Here is a 16921-nt window from a genome sequence, read left to right as displayed (position 1 = left end):
CCGACACGCCACGATCCGGGGGGCGCCTCCGGCGCCGCCGCGGTGTCGTGCACGGTGGGGGCATGCGTTCCATCGACGACCAGACCGACGCCTTCGGCACCGATCCGGCCGCCATGCAGGCACTGCTGCGCGAACGGCGCCGCGAGGCGAGCGAGTCCCCCGACGGCCCCCGCGAGGGCATGCCCGCGGCCCTGCAGGCCCGCGACAACCTGCGGCGCCGGCTCGACGCGGACGGGACCGGGGCGGCCTGAGCGCCTGGGGGTGTCGGGGGTCACGTCTAGCGTCCGACGCATGGCTCTCTGGACCGACTTCGCGGCCGCCGCGCCCCACATCGCCGAGGTCTTCGCGCGCCGCCACGCCGCCACCGGCAACCTGTGCATGCTGGGCACCCTGCGCCCGGACGGCTGGCCCCGCGTCAGCCCGATGGAGCCGCGGTTCTTCGAGGGCGATCTATGGATCGGTGGCATGCCGGACACGGCCAAGTTCGCCGACCTCGTCGCCGACCCGCGCTTCACGCTGCACACCGCGACGGTCGACACCCACGTCGGCGAGGGCGACGCCAAGATCTGGGGCCGGGTCGAGGACGTGCGCGACGAGGCCCTGCACCAGCGCTACGCCGAGGCCCTCTTCCAGGACATCGGCCTCGACCTCCGCGGGCAGGAGTTCCCGACCTTCTTCCGGGCCGACGTCGTGGGCGCGGCGTCCCTCGCGGTCGGCGGGGGCCACCTCGACGTCACCACGTGGCGCGAGGGCGGCGCCGAGAAGGTGATCCGCAAGCACTGACCGTCAGGTCGGGAACGTGAACTCGTAGCCCTGGTCCTGGAGCCACGGGATGACCTGGCGCAGCGCCTCGACGGTCTGCTCGCGAGGCCCGCCGCCGTCGTGGAAGAGGATCACCGCGCCGGGGTGCACCGACCGCTGGACGGCCTGGACGATCGACGCGACGCCGGGCTGGGTCCAGTCGAGGGTGTCGACCGACCACCCCAGCGGCCGCATGCCGCTCGCGGCGGCGACGTGGTCGAGCTGGGGCGACCACTTGCCCTCGGGGGCACGGAAGTAGTCGACCGAGACGGGCGGGTTGACGACGGTGGCCAGCGACTGGTGACTGCGGCCCAGCTGGGTGCTCATCAGCCCCGCGTCCACCGAACCGACGGTGGCGTCGTGGGTGAACGTGTGGTCGCAGAGCCGGTGCCCGCCGGCCACGACCCGCTGCACCATCGCGGGCTCGGCCACGGCCTGGTTGCCGATCATGCAGAACGTCGCGCGGACGCGGTGCTCGGCCAGGATGTCGAGCACCTGCGGGGTGAAGGTGCTCGGCCCGTCGTCGAACGTGAGGGCGACGGTCGGGCGGTCGGTCGTCGTCGACGTCACCGACAGCAGCGACGGGGTGATCGCGGGACGGGCCTCCCCCGGCATCCCGAACGCGGGCGCGTCCTCGACCGTCCGGGCCCGGATGCCCGCCGGGGCCGACGACACCGCAGGGTTCGCGCCGGCCGCGACCACCGTCGGGGCGCCGACGTCGGCGAGCACGACGACGGTGACGCCGACCATGAGCCCGATCGTCGTCACCAGACCGGCCCATCGATAGATGTAGGGCGGGCTGACGATCTGGCGCAGGATGACCCGCTGCCGCGGAGTGAACATCGGCCCCATCCGTCCCATCCGTCACATGAGTAACAGTCGGGATCACCATAGAGGGCTGTTCTCGGCGGCTGCGAGCAACCCTCCACCTCCAATCGAGTGAAGACAGATTTCTCGCGACCTTGATCGGTGTCCTGCGTCGCTACCTCTCCGGGTGCTACGCCCGAACCCCCGCCCGTGCGGGTGACGCCGTGGTCGTGGACCACCGCCCCGACCACGACGTCACCCGCAGAACTCAGGGCCGCAGCTCGTAGACGAGGTTGACCTCGGTGGACGTCGCCAACCGGGCGTCCCCGAAGCCCGCGTCGCGCGCGAGCTCGCAGGTGCGTGCCGGCCCCGCCTGGTTCCCGAGTCCCGCGCCGGGGTCGGCCGAGAGTCCGCTCGGCAGGCACACGAACATCGACGCGCCGAACAGCAGCCGGCCGAGCGGGTTGAGTGCCTCGGGGACCGAGTCCCAGCTCATGGGCTCGACCAGCATCACCGAGCCACCGTCGTCGACCGCGCTGCGGGCGGCACGCAGCGCCCCGACGGGGTCCGGCATGTCGTGCAGGCAGTCGAAGAAGGTGACCAGGTCGTACTGTCCGGTCAGGTCGATCGCCGGACCCACGCGGAACGCCACGCGGTCGGCGACCCCGGCGGCGTCGGCACGGTCGCGGGCGAGCTCGACCGAGCCGGGGTGGTAGTCCAGACCGACGAATGTGGTCCGGGGGTAGGCCTCCGCCATGATGATCGTCGAGGAGCCCAGCCCGCAGCCCACGTCGGCGACCGTTCCGCCGGCCCGGAGCCGCTCGTCGATCCCGGTCAGGGCGGGGATCCAGGAGCCGGTGAGGTTCGCGAGGTAGCCCGGCCGGAAGAAGCGCTCCGTCCCGCGGAACATGTCTTCGTGCTGCTCGTGCCAGCCGATCCCCCCGCCGGTGCGGAAGGCCTCGGTGAGACGGTCGAGCATGCGCGTCGCGGCCGTGAGGTTCTGGAAGGCGCCCGCGAGGTAGGCCGGGCTGTCGGCGTTGGTGAACACCTCGGCCTGCTCCGGCGACAGGCGGAAGCGCCCGGACCGGGCGGACCCGTCGTCGTCCCCGCCGTCGTAGGTGATGTAGCCGGCCGCGGCCATGGTCATGAGCCATTCCCGCAGGTAGCGCTCGGAGAGACCGGTCTCGGCGGCGAGCTGCGCGGCGGTCATCGCGTCGCGGCCCGCCATCGCGGTGAACAGGCCCAGCCGGTCACCGAGCAGTCCCAGCGGCACCACCAGCGCGGCGCCCGCATCGGTGACGATCTGCCCGACCAGCGCCTCGAGCACCGCGGGATCGACGTTCACGGCCGGCTTCGTCGTGGTCATCGTCGGCCTCAGACGCGATCGGGTGTCTCGATGATCCGACACACGGTCACGACGGGCTCGCTCATCACCCCCGCCGCGGCCAGCACCTTCTTGATGTCCTCCTGCGCGGCGAAGAACCGCTGGAACGTCTCCTCGTCCGGCCACTCGTCCACGACCAGGGCGTTGCCCTCCGAGTCCTCGGCGAACTGGTGGCGGATGAGTCCCTGGCGCTGCCCGTCCTGCGTGATGGACATGATCATCTCGCGATGATCGGCGACGGTCTTCTCCATGACGTCCGCCGAGATCGGGAACTTCATCGTGATCATGACGCTCATGGCGCCTCCTCTCGAGGGAGCGTCACAGTGTGATGGCGCACGGCATGATCGGCGGCTCGTTCACTCGTTGAGACCAGCACCCACGCCCGTCATTCACTCATCGCTGTCGATACAGGAGGAGTGCGACACCGGTCGAGGACGTGGTCGCTCCGGCGGCGTGGAGGTCGTTGACGACCGTCTACCCCGACGTCCGGTCGCCGGCCCGGACGCCACCAGGACCAGCCCTCATGACTCGAGCGGGCCGGATGATCCTCAGTCGAACGCGATCCGGCCGGCCGCCGCATCCTCGAGTCGCGGCACGAAATCCGGTGGAAGGCTCCGGCGACTCCCGTTGCCGTACTCGGCGGCGGTCTGCCGGAAGACCGCCGAGAACCGCGCGTAGTGCACCAACGACGGCCGAGGCAGGGCGTCGTCGAGCCCGGCGCGCAGTTCCGCGGCGAACGGGTAGCGGCGACGCACTTCCGGGTCCTCGTACACCACAGCCCGTGCCGCCGGCAGCCCACCGCGGTCGAAGAGGATCTGCTCGCTGCGGTCGCTCGTCAGGAAGTCGATCAACGCTCGCGCGGCCCGGGGCCGCTCGGTCTGGCTGGAGATCGCCAGGTTCTGTCCACCGAGGATCCCGGAGTCGTCGGGCAAGGTCGTCACACCGATCTCCCGGTCGGGCTGGCCGGCCTCGCGGGTCGCCGACAGGGCCAGGTACGCGCGCGGCCAGTTCCGCATGAACACCGCGCCGCCGGCCCGGAACGCTTCGGAACTCTCGTCCTCGGTCTGTCCCGCGAGGCCGAGGGAGAGCACGCCGAGACGACTGAACGCCGTCTCGATGTCGGGCAGGTGCGCACCGGCGGTGACGGACCCGTCGGGGCCGACCACCTCGCCGCCCTCTCCTCGGACGAGCTCCAGGGCGTTCACTGTCAGGCCCTCGTAGTCCGCGAACTGACCGACGTAGGCCGGACCTCGGTATCCCGTCCGGCGGATGTCCTCGACGTCGGATTGCAGCTCCCGCCAGGTGCGGGGCGGGTCGGCGTTCGGGCGACCGAGCAGGCTCTGCAGGAGGTCACGCCGGTAGTAGAGGAGGCCGAGGTCGGTGTTGAACGGCAGCGCCCACAGGCGACCTTCCGTGTCGCGGCAGCTGTCGAGCGGCCGCTCGAGGAAGTCGTCGACGCGTACCGAGCTCTCGTCGATCGGTGCGAGATAGCCGTTTCGCGCGAACTCCTCGGTCAGGGTGACGTCAAGATTCATGACGTCCGCGCCGGCCCCGGCCTGGGCTCGCGCGATCATCTCGCTGCGCTGGGCGTCCGCGACAGGCGGGAGCTCGATGACCTGGACCTGGTTGTCCTTGTGGATCGCGTTCCACTCCCGAACGAGCTCGATCCGCTGCCGCCCGACGCTGTCATCACGGCCGGTCACGAGGACCAGCGGGCCAGGCTCGAGACCGGTGTCGGGGTCGATGAACGGCAGGCTCGCCGCGATCAGCAGCGCGACGAGGAGCAACGACATTCCCGCCGTCAGCGCGAACGCACCCCACGGCATCCCTCTGGGTAGGTGCCCATCGCGTGGGGGTCGGTCGGCGGCGGTCATCGGCCGCTCCAGATGTCGTCGACGGTGTCCTCGAGGACAGGCCCCAGGTTCGCCGGGTCGGCGTCACGGCACTCGACCTGGCTCGACGCAGCCGTCAACGTCGAGAGCCCCGGGCCGTTGCACCGGATCTCACCGAGGGTGATGACGGTCAGACGAGTCCCCGCCCGAAGCGCTGTCGCGACGGCCTGTGGCGTCAGCCCACTGTTCGTGTCCTCGCCGTCGGTGATCACCACGGCTCCCGACGTGACGGTCGGATCGCCCGTGCCGACTGCCCCGACGCCGTCGACCATCGCTCGGTACAGCGGCGTGTTCCCGGAGGCTCGTGCCGTGCCGAGGGAGCGCCGGACCTGGTCGAGGCGATCCGACGCGGCCGGGCCGACGGGAACCAGCTCCTGATGCGCGCTCGCCGGGCTGCCCGGGAACACCCAGAGGCCGACCTCGTCGCGGGGGCCTGCGAGCCGGAGCGCGCCTCCGACCGCACCGCGGACCACGTCGAGCCGGGTACCAGTGGGCGCCCCCGCGTCCATGGAGCCCGAGGTGTCCACCGCGAGAAGAACGCGCCCGCGGGGTTGCGCGTCCCGATGGCGCGCGAGCATGTCGGCCAAGACGTCCGCCGACACCCCCGAGAGGTCGACCTCGGCGTTGAGATCCACGCCGTTCTGCGGGTCGAGCAGTCCTCCCCTGGGCGCGGAGAAGTCGCCCGGGGGACGCAGACCCTCCGCGAGGAGCGCTGCCCTCCCGTCCTCGGCGCCGAGCCAGTCCTCGAACTCGCGCGCCAGCGAGGCCTGCTCATCGGTGGTGGGCGAGGTAGCCACGCTCGGACGGGAGCTTGTCGTCCACGCCATCCGCGCGATCTGGAAGTCGAGACCGTGGGTGTCGCTCGGGTAGACGGCGTCGAGGCGGACCTCCCGTGACATGCCGTCGGGGACAGCGTCGGGACACGAGGTGCCGAGAGGGTCACCGCGGTCGAGGCGGGCGAGTTCCTGCTCGGTGGTGATCACGGCGGTCCGCGCGACGGCGCTGCCCGGCATCATCGCCCCGACGGAGGGGGTCGCCCGGCGATACGCGCAGAGCTGAGCCGCCGACGAACCCGTCGGGAAACCACCCTGCGCCCGCGCGGCAGCGAGCGCGCCCTCGACCTGGCCGGGGTCGAGCGCCCCTGGCGCGCCCTGCCCGTACAGCACGGCCGTCGTGACCGCTCCCGCGCCGGGGGCGTCGGGGTCGGGACGAGCCACGAGCTCGCCCCCGAACACCAGTGACCGGAAGATCTCGGACCACCGACGACCCTCCACCTGTTCGGTTCCGACCGCGGACGAGGGCGAGAGGCCCACGACGACCGGGGTGGAGGCAATCGGCCGGGGATCTTCGGCGAGCGCGGTCCCGGGGTGGGCGACCGGTGTCATCTCGGCCCGTGTCGAGGTGAACCAGAGATCGGGCTGCGGGCCGATCGCGGACAGTCCCGTGGCCGGGTCCCACCAGCTGTCGGGAGCGCCGGCATGTGCCGCAACGATGCGGGAATCCACGGTGAAGACGCTGAGCTCGACCTCCGGGCACCCGTGGTTCCTGGTAGCGGTGTAAGCCTCGTAGCGGCGCGCGAGGTCGCGAGCGGTCACGTCGTTGTCAGGACCGGTGACGAGGCGCAGCTCCTGCGGCGAGGAGCAGCCGGCGAGGGCGATCTTCAGCTGCCCCGACAGGTCGAGACCCGGCGCACCGAGCAGGATGCCGAGCGCCACGAGGATCGCGAGGGGGACGAGCACCCGTCGCCGAGCTGCCGCCAGCAGGATCCGGCGCAACGTCCCGGTCACCCGAGGGACGATCCGGAGCAACACCCCCCTCGCCCATGCCGCCGTTGCGGCGGTCGAGAGGACGGCGCCCGCGACGAGGAGGCCCCAATCACCGATGGTCTCGGGTGGGGTCGGAGCCAGCGCGACGAGGAGGATGCCGCCGACTCCGGCGAGGAACAGCACCACGAGCACGAGCCCTTGGAGCCACCGGGGGTGCTCCTGCCCGTCTGCCCCCGCCTCGGCCACCCGCTCCCCCGCCACCGTTCACCCGAGCCCGCCGATCTTGACGGTGCCGGAGGGCCATCGGCTGGCGTCCGCCATCTGTTACACCGCTCACAGGAGGGCACTCCGCCGATCGGGTGTAGCGGAGGAGAAGCTCAATCCACGTGCTGGACGATGTTGAGGACGTTGCCGTCGGGCGCGCGCACGAAGAACCGGCGCACGCCCCACGGTTCGGTGGTCAGAGGGTGCACGATCTCGTACCCGCGCTGCTGCGCCTCTCCGTACGCCGCCTCGACGTCGTCGACCTTCACCGACGCCACCGGGTCCTCCGGGGCCGTCTTGTCGCGGGTGACGAGCTGGACGCTCGCGCCGGCGTCGGAGGAGAACCGGGTCACCCAGTCCATGTTGATCTCCTCGTGGTCCATCCCCAGATAGCCGGCGTAGAAATCCCGGGCCGCGGCGATGTCGGGCACCCGCAGGTCGGCGTAGAAGGTCGTGACGCGCATGCTCTCCCCTTCGGTCGTCTCCGGGGAACATGCTCTGTCCCGTGGCCGAGGTCGAGGACGTGCGGGCCCTGGGGTCGAGCCTGGAGCGCTCGTACCTCGTGTACGTCCGCGGGCGTCTGCGGTTCCGCGTCGGCCAGATCGTCTACGTCGCGTTCTCGCTGGACGAGACGGAGATGGGCTTCGCGTTCCCGAAGGACGAGCGGGCGGCGCTCGTCGAGGCCGAGCCGCACCGCTTCCACCTGCCGCGGCCCTCGGAGCTGCGCTTCCACTGGGTGGAGTCCGACCTTGCGACCCTCGACCCGGCCGAGGCCCGGGAGTTCGTCGTCGACGCCTGGCGCATGGTCGTGCCGAAGAAGCTCTCGCGGGCCTACGACCTGGCCCACCCCGACGGACCGGGGTGAGGTCGGGCGGGGCGGACGAGTCGGCCTGTAAGCCGGATCCTGTGCCCACGTCCCTCGCGGGAGCGTGGGCGGCGACCATCCATCTCGGCCCGCCGTCGCCGGCGGGCTCCAGCGGTCTACCCGCAGGTCTCGGGCGGGCAGCCCTCGGACGACCTGCGCGGCCGGTCCTCGCGGACCGGCCTTCTTGACCTTGCTCCGGGTGGGGTTTACCGAGCCGTCCTGGTCACCCAGGACGCTGGTGGTCTCTTACACCACCGTTTCACCCTGACCACCGGGCGGACCCGGTGGCGGTCTGTTCTCTGTGGCACTGTCCCGCGGGTCACCCCGGGTTGCTGTTGGCAACCACCCTGCCCTGTGGAGTCCGGACTTTCCTCGACGGGCCCTCGTGGGGCCCGCCGCGGTCGCCCGGCCGACTCGTCCGCCGGACCAGGCTACGACACCCGGGCGCCGGCGGTGGCGGTGACTCTCCGCGCACGATCCGGGGGTCGCGCCCGGACCCCGCTCCGCGGTACGTCGTATGCTGTCGTCCGTGTACGAAGCCCGGCCCCTCGGGGCCGAGGGAGGGGGCCCGACGTGACGCCACCGGACACCTCGCGGCGGATTGCGCGCCCGGTGCCGCTGCGCGAGAGCGTGTACGAGGCGATCCTCGAGATGATCGTGTCCCGCAGCCTGGCGCCCGGCCAGCACCTCGCCGAGGCCGAGCTGGCCGCGACGCTCGGCGTGTCGCGGCAGCCGGTGCGCGAGGCCCTGCAGTGGCTGAAGAACGACGGCTGGGTCGAGCTGCGTCCCGGCTACGGCGCGTTCGTGCACGCCCCGACCCCCCAGGAGGCCGAGCAGCTGCTGAGCGTGCGCTCCCTGCTCGAGACCGAGGCCGCCCGGCTCGCGGCGGCCAACGCCGCCGAGGCCGACGTCGCGAACCTGCGGGAGCTGTGGCAACGGGGCGTCGCGACGGTGGAGGCCGACGACCGCGACGGGATCGTCGAGGCCAACGCGGAGTTCCACCGGGCCGTCACGCGGGCGTCGGGCAACGACGTGCTCATCGAGCTCGCGGCGCAGGTCGACCGGCGGGTCCGCTGGTACTACGCCTCGGTCGCGCAGCGCCGCGGGGCGCGCTCCTGGGACGAGCACGCCGCGCTCATCGAGGCGATCGCCGCCGGTGACACCGAGGAGGCCTCCTCGGTGATGCGCGCCCACACCGAGGAGACCCGGCGGTCCTACCTGGCCGCGGCCGAGGAGGACGGCGTCGACGCCTCGGGCGCGGAGGAGCTCGAGAACGCGCGCTGACCCGGCCCGCCCGCGACGACCCGCACGACGGTGCCGGGCAGGGTGCACGGCAGACCGGGGCGGGTGAAGGCCCGGGCGCCCATCGCCGCCGCCGCGGACACCGCCACGGCGAGACCGAACGCCGCGGCGAATCCCCACTGGGTCACGACGGTCGCGGCCGTCCCGACGCCGAGCACGCCGCCGACGGCCTTCGCGCTGTAGACGACCGCGTGCACCTCCACGGCGCTGTCCCGGCCGAAGAACTCGCGGGTCAGCCCGGCGAACAACGGATAGAACGCTCCTCCCCCGGCGCCGGCGAGCGCACCACCGGCCACGACGAGGCCCACCGATCCCGAGGCCGCCGCCGTCGCGAGCACGGCCTGTGCGACCGCCTGCACCAGGAGCACCGCGCTGATCGTGCGGACCGCCCCGACACGGTCGGCGACCGTGACGGCCACCGAGCGCCCACAGCCCGCGAACCCGACGAGCAGGGCGGCGGCGAGCACGACCGGCCCGGGACCGGCGCCGAGCCCGAGGGCGAGGACGACGAGGAAGGCGGCGTCGAGCAGCGACACCGCGACCGCGGCGGCGAGGACGACCGCGACGAGCGGCAGGGCACGGGTGTGCAGGGCCTGCCGCGGGGTGTACGAGCGCCCGGAGGCCGGGTTCTGCAGCCGTGACGGGCCGCGACGCAGCGCCCAGCGACGCGGATCCACGTCGGCGGGCCACCAGTGCGGCGGCGGATCGGCGAGGAACACGCCCGCGGCGGCGACGACGACCAGGACCGCGAAGCCGGCGACGACGAGCACCGGCCCCAGCGCGGCGGGATCGAGCGCGACGACGACGGCCACGACCACCGGCAGGGAGCCGAGGGCGAACGCCCCGGTCACGAGGCTCACCCGGTGCGGAGCCCGTTCCGGGTACCAGGCGGCGACCACGGAGCTGCAGGTCGCGTACACGATCCCGGCACCGCTGCCGCCGAGGACCGCGTACGCCACGGCGCCGAGCGGACCGCCCACCCCGAGCCCGACGAGACCGAGCCCGCACAGGAGGGCGGCCGCGACCATCAGCGAGCGCGGCCGCACGGCGCGCCGCCCGTGCAGGGTCGCGACCGGGAAGCCGGCGCCGGCCTGGAACACGATCCAGCCCGCGAGCAGCCAGAACGTGCCCTCGAGACCCCAGCCGCGCGCCGCGATCAGCGCGGGGGCCACCGCCCCGAAGCCGTACTGCATGACGCCCACCGCCGCCATCGCCGCGGCTGACGCCGCCAGGACCGACCCCCGGGGACGGCCGAGGAGATCGCGGGGATCCTCGCCCGTGCGGTAGCGCCGGCCGTCGCAGTCACGCACCTCGTGCACGGTCCGCCCGTCGTCGACGATCATCGCGAGCTCCTTCCATACTGTATGCACAGAGTGGAGGAAGCGTGACCTGGAGCACAAGACCCCTCGTCAGGCGACCCCTGCGTCGGCCGCGGACGGCGCCGGCGGGACGGCCCCGGGAGCAAGCCCCTGGTCGAGCAGGTCGGTCAGGGCGGCGACCGCGCGCAGCGTCGGCACCTCGGTCTCGGTGAGGTCGGCGAGCTCGACGACCGCGTGCAGCAGGACGTCGAGCTCGAGCGACCGGCCGCGCTCGAGGTCCTGGAGGGTCGAGGTCTTGTGCTCGCCGACGCGCTCGGCCCCGGCGAGACGGCGCTCGACGGAGACCGACGGATCGGCCCCGAGGCGGCGGGCGACGACCAGCGTCTCCTCCATCATCGAGCGCACCAGCTCGCGGGCGCCGTCGTGGCGGCAGATGCCGGCCATCGTGGCGCGGGTCAGGGCGCTGATCGGGTTGAACGAGATGTTGCCCATCAGCTTGACCCAGATGTCGTCGCGGATGTCGGGCTCCACCGGGCAGCGGAGGCCACCGGCCTGCATCGCTTCCGCGAACTCCGCGCAGCGGGCGGAAGCGCTGCCGTCGGGCTCCCCGACCGAGAACCGGGTCCCTTCGACGTGCCGGACCACGCCCGGCGCGGCGAGCTCGGTGGCCGCGTAGACGACGCACCCGATCGCGCGCTCGGGCGGGAGCGCCGCACTCACCGCCCCGTCGCGGTCGACGGCCTCGATCCGCCGCCCGTCGTACGGGCCGCCCAGCCCGTGGAAGTACCACCACGGGATGCCGTTCTGGGCGGCGACCACCGAGGTCGTCGCGTGCAGCAACGGGCGCACCATCGGCCCGGCGGCGGCGTAGGCGTTCGCCTTGAGCCCCAGCACGACGTGGTCGACCGGACCGATCTCGGCCGGGTCGTCGGTGGCCGGCGGGTGCGCCACGAAGTCGCCGCGGGCGCTCTGCACCCGGACGCCGTCGCGCCGCAGCGCCTCGAGGTTCGCCCCGCGGGCGACCAGGTGCACGTCCGCACCGGCCCGCGACAGGCACGCGCCGACGTAGGCACCGATCGCCCCGGCTCCCAGGATCGCAACCTTCACGTGGTTCTCCGTCCCGTTCGTCGTCTTTCTTCCGTACACCCGTCCTCGCAGGTCAGCGCCTACGTCGAGCGACCACGGGACCACGGTCGGCGACCGGGACCCCTGGACACGAGCACGGAGTGAGGTGTACCACCTCCATACGGTATGCAGTATGTGATCTTGAACGACCGAGGGAACGGTCACACCCCGCCGACGAGGAGTGAGCCCGCGATGACACAGACGTCCCCCGCCGCACCCCCCACGAACGGTGCCGGCGAACCGCGGGAGGCCGCAGCGCCCCCGGAACAGATCTCCGGCGGCCACCTCGTGGCGAAGGCGCTCAAGGCCGAGGGCGTGGACACGATCTACACGCTCTGCGGCGGGCACATCATCGACATCTACGACGGCTGCGTCGACGAGGGCATCGACGTGGTCGACGTCCGTCACGAGCAGGTGGCGGCGCACGCCGCGGACGCCCACGCCCGCATCACCGGCCGGCCCGGCTGTGCGGTCGTGACCGCGGGCCCCGGCACGAGCGACGCCGTCACCGGCGTCGCGAACGCCTTCCGCGCCGAGAGCCCGATGCTGCTCATCGGCGGTCAGGGGGCGCTGAGCCAGCACCGGATGGGGTCCCTGCAGGACCTCCCCCACGTCGACATGATGTCGCCGATCACGAAGTTCGCCGCGACGGTGCCCGGCACGGCACGCGCGGCCGACATGGTCTCGATGGCCTTCCGCGAGTGCTTCCACGGCGCCCCGGGACCGAGCTTCCTCGAGATCCCCCGCGACGTCCTCGACGCCCGGGTGCCGGTCGAGAAGGCCCGTGTCCCGTCACCCGGCGCCTACCGCGCCTCCCGCCGCTCGCTCGGGGACCCCGCGGACGTCGAGCGCCTCGCCGAGCTCGTCAGCCGGGCCGAGAAGCCCTGCGTCCTGCTCGGCAACCAGGTCTGGACGTGCCGGGCCACCGACGACGCGATCCGCTTCGTCCGCGAGCTCGCGGTGCCCGCCTTCATGAACGGCGCCGGCCGGGGCACCCTGCCGCCGGACGACCCGATGCACTTCCAGCTCGCCCGGCGCTACGCCTTCGACAACGCCGACCTGATCATCATCGTCGGCACGCCGTTCGACTTCCGGATGGGTTACGGCAAGCGGCTCTCGCCGGACGCGACGCTGGTCCAGATCGACCTCGACTACCGCACGGTCGGCAAGAACCGCGACATCGACCTCGGCATCGTCGGCGACGCCGGCACCGTGCTCTCGGCGGTCGCCGACGCCGCGGGCGGGCGGAACGCCGCCACGACCGCCCGCCGGGAGTGGATCGCCGAGCTGCGGAACGTGGAGGACGAGGCCTACCGCAAGCGGCTGCCGCGGCAGCACTCGGACGCCTCCCCCATCGACCCCTACCGGCTCGTGCACGAGATCAACGAGTTCCTCACCGAGGACTCGATCTACATCGGCGACGGCGGCGACATCGTCACCTTCTCCGGTCAGGTCGTGCAGCCGAAGTCGCCCGGCCACTGGATGGACCCCGGCCCGCTCGGGACGCTCGGCGTGGGGGTGCCGTTCGCGATGGCCACGAAGCACGCCCGTCCCGACAAGGAGGTCGTCTGCCTGTTCGGCGACGGCGCGCTCAGCCTCACCGGCTGGGACTTCGAGACCATGGTGCGCTTCGATCTCCCGTTCGTCGGGATCGTCGGCAACAACTCCTCGATGAACCAGATCCGGTACGGCCAGGAACAGAAGTACGGCCGCGACCGCGGACGCGTCGGCAATTCCCTCGGCGACGTGCCCTACGACCAGTTCGCCCGCATGCTCGGCGGGTACGGCGAAGAGGTCCGCGACCCCGCCGACATCGCCCCCGCGCTCCAGCGGGCGCGCGAATCCGGCAAGCCCTCGCTCATCAACGTCTGGGTCGATCCGGAGGTCTACGCCCCGGGAACGATGAACCAGACGATGTACAAGTGACCTGCTCACGGACGGGGAACACATTCATGGACAAGGCACTGGAGGGCGTCCGCGTCCTCGACATGACCCACGTCCAGTCCGGACCGTCGGCCACGCAGATTCTGGCCTGGCTCGGCGCCGAGGTCGTGAAGCTCGAATCGCCGGGTGGCGACATCACCCGACGACAACTGCGCGACCTGCCCGACGTGGACAGCCTCTATTTCACGATGCTGAACTGCAACAAGCACAGCATCACGCTGAACATGAAGTCCGACCGCGGCAAGGAACTGTTCACCGAGCTCGTGGCCTCGGCCGACGTCCTGGTCGAGAACTTCGGACCGGGCGCCGTCGACCGCATGGGGTTCACGTGGGACCGGCTGCGGGAGATCAACCCGCGCCTCGTCTACGCCTCCATCAAGGGCTTCGGCGACGGTCCGTACACCCACTTCAAGGCCTACGAGGTCGTCGCCCAGGCGATGGGCGGCTCGATGAGCACGACCGGCTCCGAGGACGGCCCGCCCACGGCCACCGGCGCGCAGATCGGCGACTCCGGCACCGGGATCCACACCGTGGCCGGCATCCTCGCCGCCCTGTTCCAGCGCGAGCGGACCGAGCGCGGGCAGCGGGTCACCGTCGCCATGCAGCACTCGGTGCTCAACCTCTGCCGGGTCAAGCTGCGCGACCAGCAGCGCCTCACCCACGGGCCGCTGTCCGAGTACCCGAACGACGAGTTCGGCGACGAGGTCCCGCGCTCCGGCAACGCCTCCGGCGGCGGGCAGCCCGGGTGGGCGGTGCGCTGCGCGCCGGGCGGGCCGAACGACTACGTGTACGTGATCGTCCAGCCGCCGGGGTGGCGACCGATCGCCGAGCTGATCGGGCGGCCCGAGCTCGCCGACGATCCCGAGTGGTCCACGCCCGAGGTGCGGCTCCCGAAGCTGGACAAGATGTTCCAGTTGATCGAGGAGTGGTCGATCAACCACGGGAAGTGGGAGGTGCTCGCCGCCCTCAACGCCCACGACGTGCCGTGCGGTCCGATCCTCTCGACCCGCGAGCTCATCGAGGACTCGTCCCTCGCCGACAACAACATGATCGTCACGGTCGACCACCCGCAGCGCGGCTCGTTCCGCACGGTCGGGTGCCCGATCAAGCTCTCCGAGTCCCCGGTGAAGGTCGAGACCTCCCCGCTGCTCGGCCAGGACAACGAGCGGATCTTCCGCGAGCGGCTCGGCCTCGACGCCGAGCAGTTCGCCGCGCTGCAGGCGGACGGAGTCATCTGATGGCCATCACCACCGAGATCGGGACGACCACCGCGGCCGTCCACGACCGCGACACCGTGCGCGCGGTCCTCGACACCGCCCGCCGCGAGGGCCGTGGGTCGCTCACCGCGCCCGAGGGCCGGCGGGTGTGCGAGGCCTACGGCATCCCCACGCCCGGCGAGGGCCTGGCGACGACGGCCGACGAGGCGGTCGCGCTGGCCGCCGACATGGGCGGCCCGGTCGTCCTCAAGATCGTGTCGCCGGACATCCTGCACAAGACCGAGGCGGGCGGGGTGCGCGTCGACGTGCGGGGTGAGGCCGACGTCCGCCGGGTGCACGGCGAGATCCTCGCCGCGGCGTCCGCGTACGACCCCACGGCGCGCATCCACGGGGTCCAGGTCCAGCAGATGGTCGGCGGCGGCCAGGAGGTCATCGTCGGCGCCACCACCGACCCGACGTTCGGCAAGCTCGTCGTGTTCGGCCTCGGCGGCGTCCTCGTCGAGGTCCTGCGCGACGCCACCTTCCGGCTGGCGCCGGTGGACACCGCGACCGCCCGGGGCATGCTCAACGACATCGCGGCCGCCGACGTGCTGCGCGGCACCCGCGGCGCCGACCCGGTGGACGCCGACGCGCTCGCCGACGTCATCCGGCGGCTGTCCGACCTCGTCGCCGACTTCCCCGCGATCCGCGAGTTCGACCTCAACCCGGTCTTCGCCACGCCCGACGGCGCCGTCGCCGCCGACGTGCGCGTCGTGCTCGACGACGCGATCCCGCCCCGGCCGGTGCAGTACGAGCAGCACGAGATGCTCGCGACGATGACCCGGCTCATGCGGCCCCGCTCGGTCGCGGTGATCGGGGCGTCCGCGGAGCACGGGAAGATCGGCAACTCCGTGATGCGGAACCTCGTCGACGGCGGCTTCGCCGGCGAGATCCACCCGGTGAACCCCAAGGCCGACGAGATCCTCGGCCTGCGCGCCTACGCCTCGGTCACCGACATCCCCGGTGACGTCGACGTGGCCGTCTTCGCGGTCCCGGCCAAGCTGGTGGCCGCCCAGGTCGAGCAGGTCGGGCGCAAGGGCATCCCCGTCGCGGTGCTCATCCCCTCCGGCTTCGCCGAGATCGGCGAGGCGGAGCTGCAGCAGCAGCTGGTGGCCACCGCCGCCGAGCACGGGGTGCGCCTGCTCGGGCCGAACATCTACGGCTACTACTCGACCCACCAGGACCTCTGCGCGACGTTCTGCACCCCGTACGACGTCAAGGGCGGCGTCGCGCTGACCTCCCAGAGCGGCGGCATCGGGATGGCGATCCTGGGGTTCGCCCGCACCACGAAGATGGGCGTCTCGGCCATCGTCGGCCTCGGCAACAAGTCCGACGTCGACGAGGACGACCTGCTCACCTACTTCGAGGCCGACGAGGACACCGCCTGCGTCGCCATGCACCTCGAGGACCTCAAGGACGGGCGGGCCTTCGTCGAGACCGCCCGGCGTGTGACCGCGAAGAAGCCGGTGGTCGTGCTCAAGGCGGGCCGCACCGCGATGGGGGCGCGCGCCGCGGGCTCCCACACCGGCGCGCTGGCCGGCGACGACCAGGTCTACGACGACATCCTGCGGCAGGCGGGCGTGATCCGGGCCCCCGGGCTCAACGACATGCTCGAGTACGCCCGGGGCCTGCCCGTGCTGCCGACGCCGCGCGGCGAGAACGTCGTGATCATCACGGGTGCCGGCGGCTCGGGGGTGCTGCTCTCGGACGCCTGCGTCGACAACGGGCTGACGCTCATGGACATCCCCCCGGACCTGGACGCGGCGTTCCGCACCTACATCCCGCCGTTCGGGGCGGCCGGCAACCCCATCGACATCACCGGCGGGGAGCCGCCGAGCACCTACGAGCAGACGATCCGCCTGGGCCTGCGCGACCCCCGGATCCACGCCCTCGTCCTCGGCTACTGGCACACCATCGTCACCCCGCCGATGGTGTTCGCCGAGCTCACGGCCCGGGTGGTCGCCGAAGCCAGGGACGAGGGGATCCACAAGCCGGTCGTGGCCTCGCTCGCGGGCGACACCGAGGTCGAGGAGGCCAGTCAGTACCTCTTCGACCACGGGGTGGTCGCGCACCCGTACACCACCGAGAAGCCCGTGGCCGTGCTCGGCGCCAAGTACCGCTGGGCGAGGTCCGCGGGGCTCCTCCCGGTCGTCTGACCTTCCGCCAGTCCGTCGACGCGCACTCCCGCGCCTCGAC

General features: G+C 72.3%; 15 protein-coding genes and 1 other RNA gene. 7 read left to right on the top strand and 9 right to left on the bottom strand.

The features are described 5' to 3' along the window. Positions 1 to 62 precede the first annotated feature (62 nt). Positions 63 to 251 (top strand): hypothetical protein, encoded by a 189-nt coding sequence (locus ACR9E3_RS18450; protein ID WP_460381965.1) that lies wholly within the window; start codon positions 63 to 65, stop codon positions 249 to 251. Between the two features lie 40 nt (positions 252 to 291). Then, positions 292 to 783: a pyridoxamine 5'-phosphate oxidase family protein gene (locus ACR9E3_RS18445; protein ID WP_460381964.1), complete on the top strand. Its 492-nt coding sequence runs from the start codon at positions 292 to 294 to the stop codon at positions 781 to 783. A gap of 3 nt (positions 784 to 786) precedes the next feature. Here ACR9E3_RS18445 and ACR9E3_RS18440 read toward each other — a convergent pair whose 3' ends face one another. The 6 genes from ACR9E3_RS18440 to ACR9E3_RS18415 all read right to left on the bottom strand — a co-directional run bounded on the left by ACR9E3_RS18440 (position 787) and on the right by ACR9E3_RS18415 (position 7378). Further along, on the bottom strand, positions 787 to 1644 hold the full coding sequence (locus ACR9E3_RS18440) for a polysaccharide deacetylase family protein (RefSeq protein ID WP_460381963.1): 858 nt from the start codon (positions 1642 to 1644) through the stop codon (positions 787 to 789). A 232-nt stretch (positions 1645 to 1876) separates the two neighbouring features. Next, the gene (locus ACR9E3_RS18435; RefSeq protein WP_460381962.1) at positions 1877 to 2974 is read right to left on the bottom strand and encodes a class I SAM-dependent methyltransferase; all 1098 of its coding nucleotides are present in this window, start codon (positions 2972 to 2974) and stop codon (positions 1877 to 1879) included. Between the two features lie 8 nt (positions 2975 to 2982). Beyond that, positions 2983 to 3288, bottom strand: a complete 306-nt coding sequence (locus ACR9E3_RS18430) for a hypothetical protein (protein WP_460381961.1) — start codon at positions 3286 to 3288, stop codon at positions 2983 to 2985. Positions 3289 to 3540: 252 nt separating this feature from the next. Beyond that, complete coding sequence (locus tag ACR9E3_RS18425) at positions 3541 to 4818, bottom strand: extracellular solute-binding protein (RefSeq protein ID WP_460381960.1); 1278 nt, start codon at positions 4816 to 4818, stop codon at positions 3541 to 3543. Positions 4819 to 4862: 44 nt separating this feature from the next. Next, a complete protein-coding gene (locus ACR9E3_RS18420; RefSeq protein ID WP_460381959.1) occupies positions 4863 to 6671 on the bottom strand; it encodes a vWA domain-containing protein in 1809 nt (602 codons plus the stop codon). Between the two features lie 356 nt (positions 6672 to 7027). After that, positions 7028 to 7378 (bottom strand): VOC family protein, encoded by a 351-nt coding sequence (locus tag ACR9E3_RS18415; RefSeq protein ID WP_460381958.1) that lies wholly within the window; start codon positions 7376 to 7378, stop codon positions 7028 to 7030. Between the two features lie 41 nt (positions 7379 to 7419). Between ACR9E3_RS18415 and ACR9E3_RS18410 the strand changes: the two genes are divergently transcribed. After that, positions 7420 to 7779 carry an MmcQ/YjbR family DNA-binding protein gene (locus ACR9E3_RS18410; RefSeq protein ID WP_460381957.1) on the top strand — a complete coding sequence of 120 codons (360 nt, stop codon included), beginning with the start codon at positions 7420 to 7422 and terminating at the stop codon, positions 7777 to 7779. A gap of 12 nt (positions 7780 to 7791) precedes the next feature. Here the strand turns inward: ACR9E3_RS18410 and rnpB are convergent. Continuing rightward, an RNA gene (rnpB, locus tag ACR9E3_RS18405) (RNase P RNA component class A) lies at positions 7792 to 8196 on the bottom strand. Positions 8197 to 8352: 156 nt separating this feature from the next. On the opposite strand from rnpB, the gene ACR9E3_RS18400 reads away from it, so the two are divergent. Continuing rightward, positions 8353 to 9063 carry a GntR family transcriptional regulator gene (locus ACR9E3_RS18400; protein ID WP_460381956.1) on the top strand — a complete coding sequence of 237 codons (711 nt, stop codon included), beginning with the start codon at positions 8353 to 8355 and terminating at the stop codon, positions 9061 to 9063. Here ACR9E3_RS18400 and ACR9E3_RS18395 read toward each other — a convergent pair. After that, complete coding sequence (locus ACR9E3_RS18395) at positions 8994 to 10424, bottom strand: MFS transporter (protein WP_460381955.1); 1431 nt, start codon at positions 10422 to 10424, stop codon at positions 8994 to 8996. The two genes, ACR9E3_RS18400 and ACR9E3_RS18395, sit on opposite strands and share 70 nt — an antisense overlap. 66 nt (positions 10425 to 10490) lie before the next feature. Beyond that, positions 10491 to 11507 (bottom strand): 2-dehydropantoate 2-reductase, encoded by a 1017-nt coding sequence (locus ACR9E3_RS18390; protein ID WP_460381954.1) that lies wholly within the window; start codon positions 11505 to 11507, stop codon positions 10491 to 10493. Positions 11508 to 11717: 210 nt separating this feature from the next. Between ACR9E3_RS18390 and ACR9E3_RS18385 the strand changes: the two genes are divergently transcribed. From ACR9E3_RS18385 to ACR9E3_RS18375, 3 genes are read left to right on the top strand one after another with little or no spacing between them, the layout of a single operon-like run. Continuing rightward, the gene (locus ACR9E3_RS18385; RefSeq protein WP_460381953.1) at positions 11718 to 13451 is read left to right on the top strand and encodes a thiamine pyrophosphate-binding protein; all 1734 of its coding nucleotides are present in this window, start codon (positions 11718 to 11720) and stop codon (positions 13449 to 13451) included. A gap of 26 nt (positions 13452 to 13477) precedes the next feature. Further along, a complete protein-coding gene (gene frc, locus ACR9E3_RS18380; protein ID WP_460381952.1) occupies positions 13478 to 14707 on the top strand; it encodes a formyl-CoA transferase in 1230 nt (409 codons plus the stop codon). Next, positions 14707 to 16881: an acetate--CoA ligase family protein gene (locus tag ACR9E3_RS18375; RefSeq protein ID WP_460381951.1), complete on the top strand. Its 2175-nt coding sequence runs from the start codon at positions 14707 to 14709 to the stop codon at positions 16879 to 16881. Before frc ends, ACR9E3_RS18375 begins: the two co-directional genes overlap by 1 nt. Positions 16882 to 16921 lie beyond the last annotated feature (40 nt).

Source organism: Actinomycetospora sp. C-140 (assembly GCF_054796175.1).
Note: the sequence above shows the minus strand (reverse complement) of the source record. Positions and strands in the feature narration are given on the sequence as shown.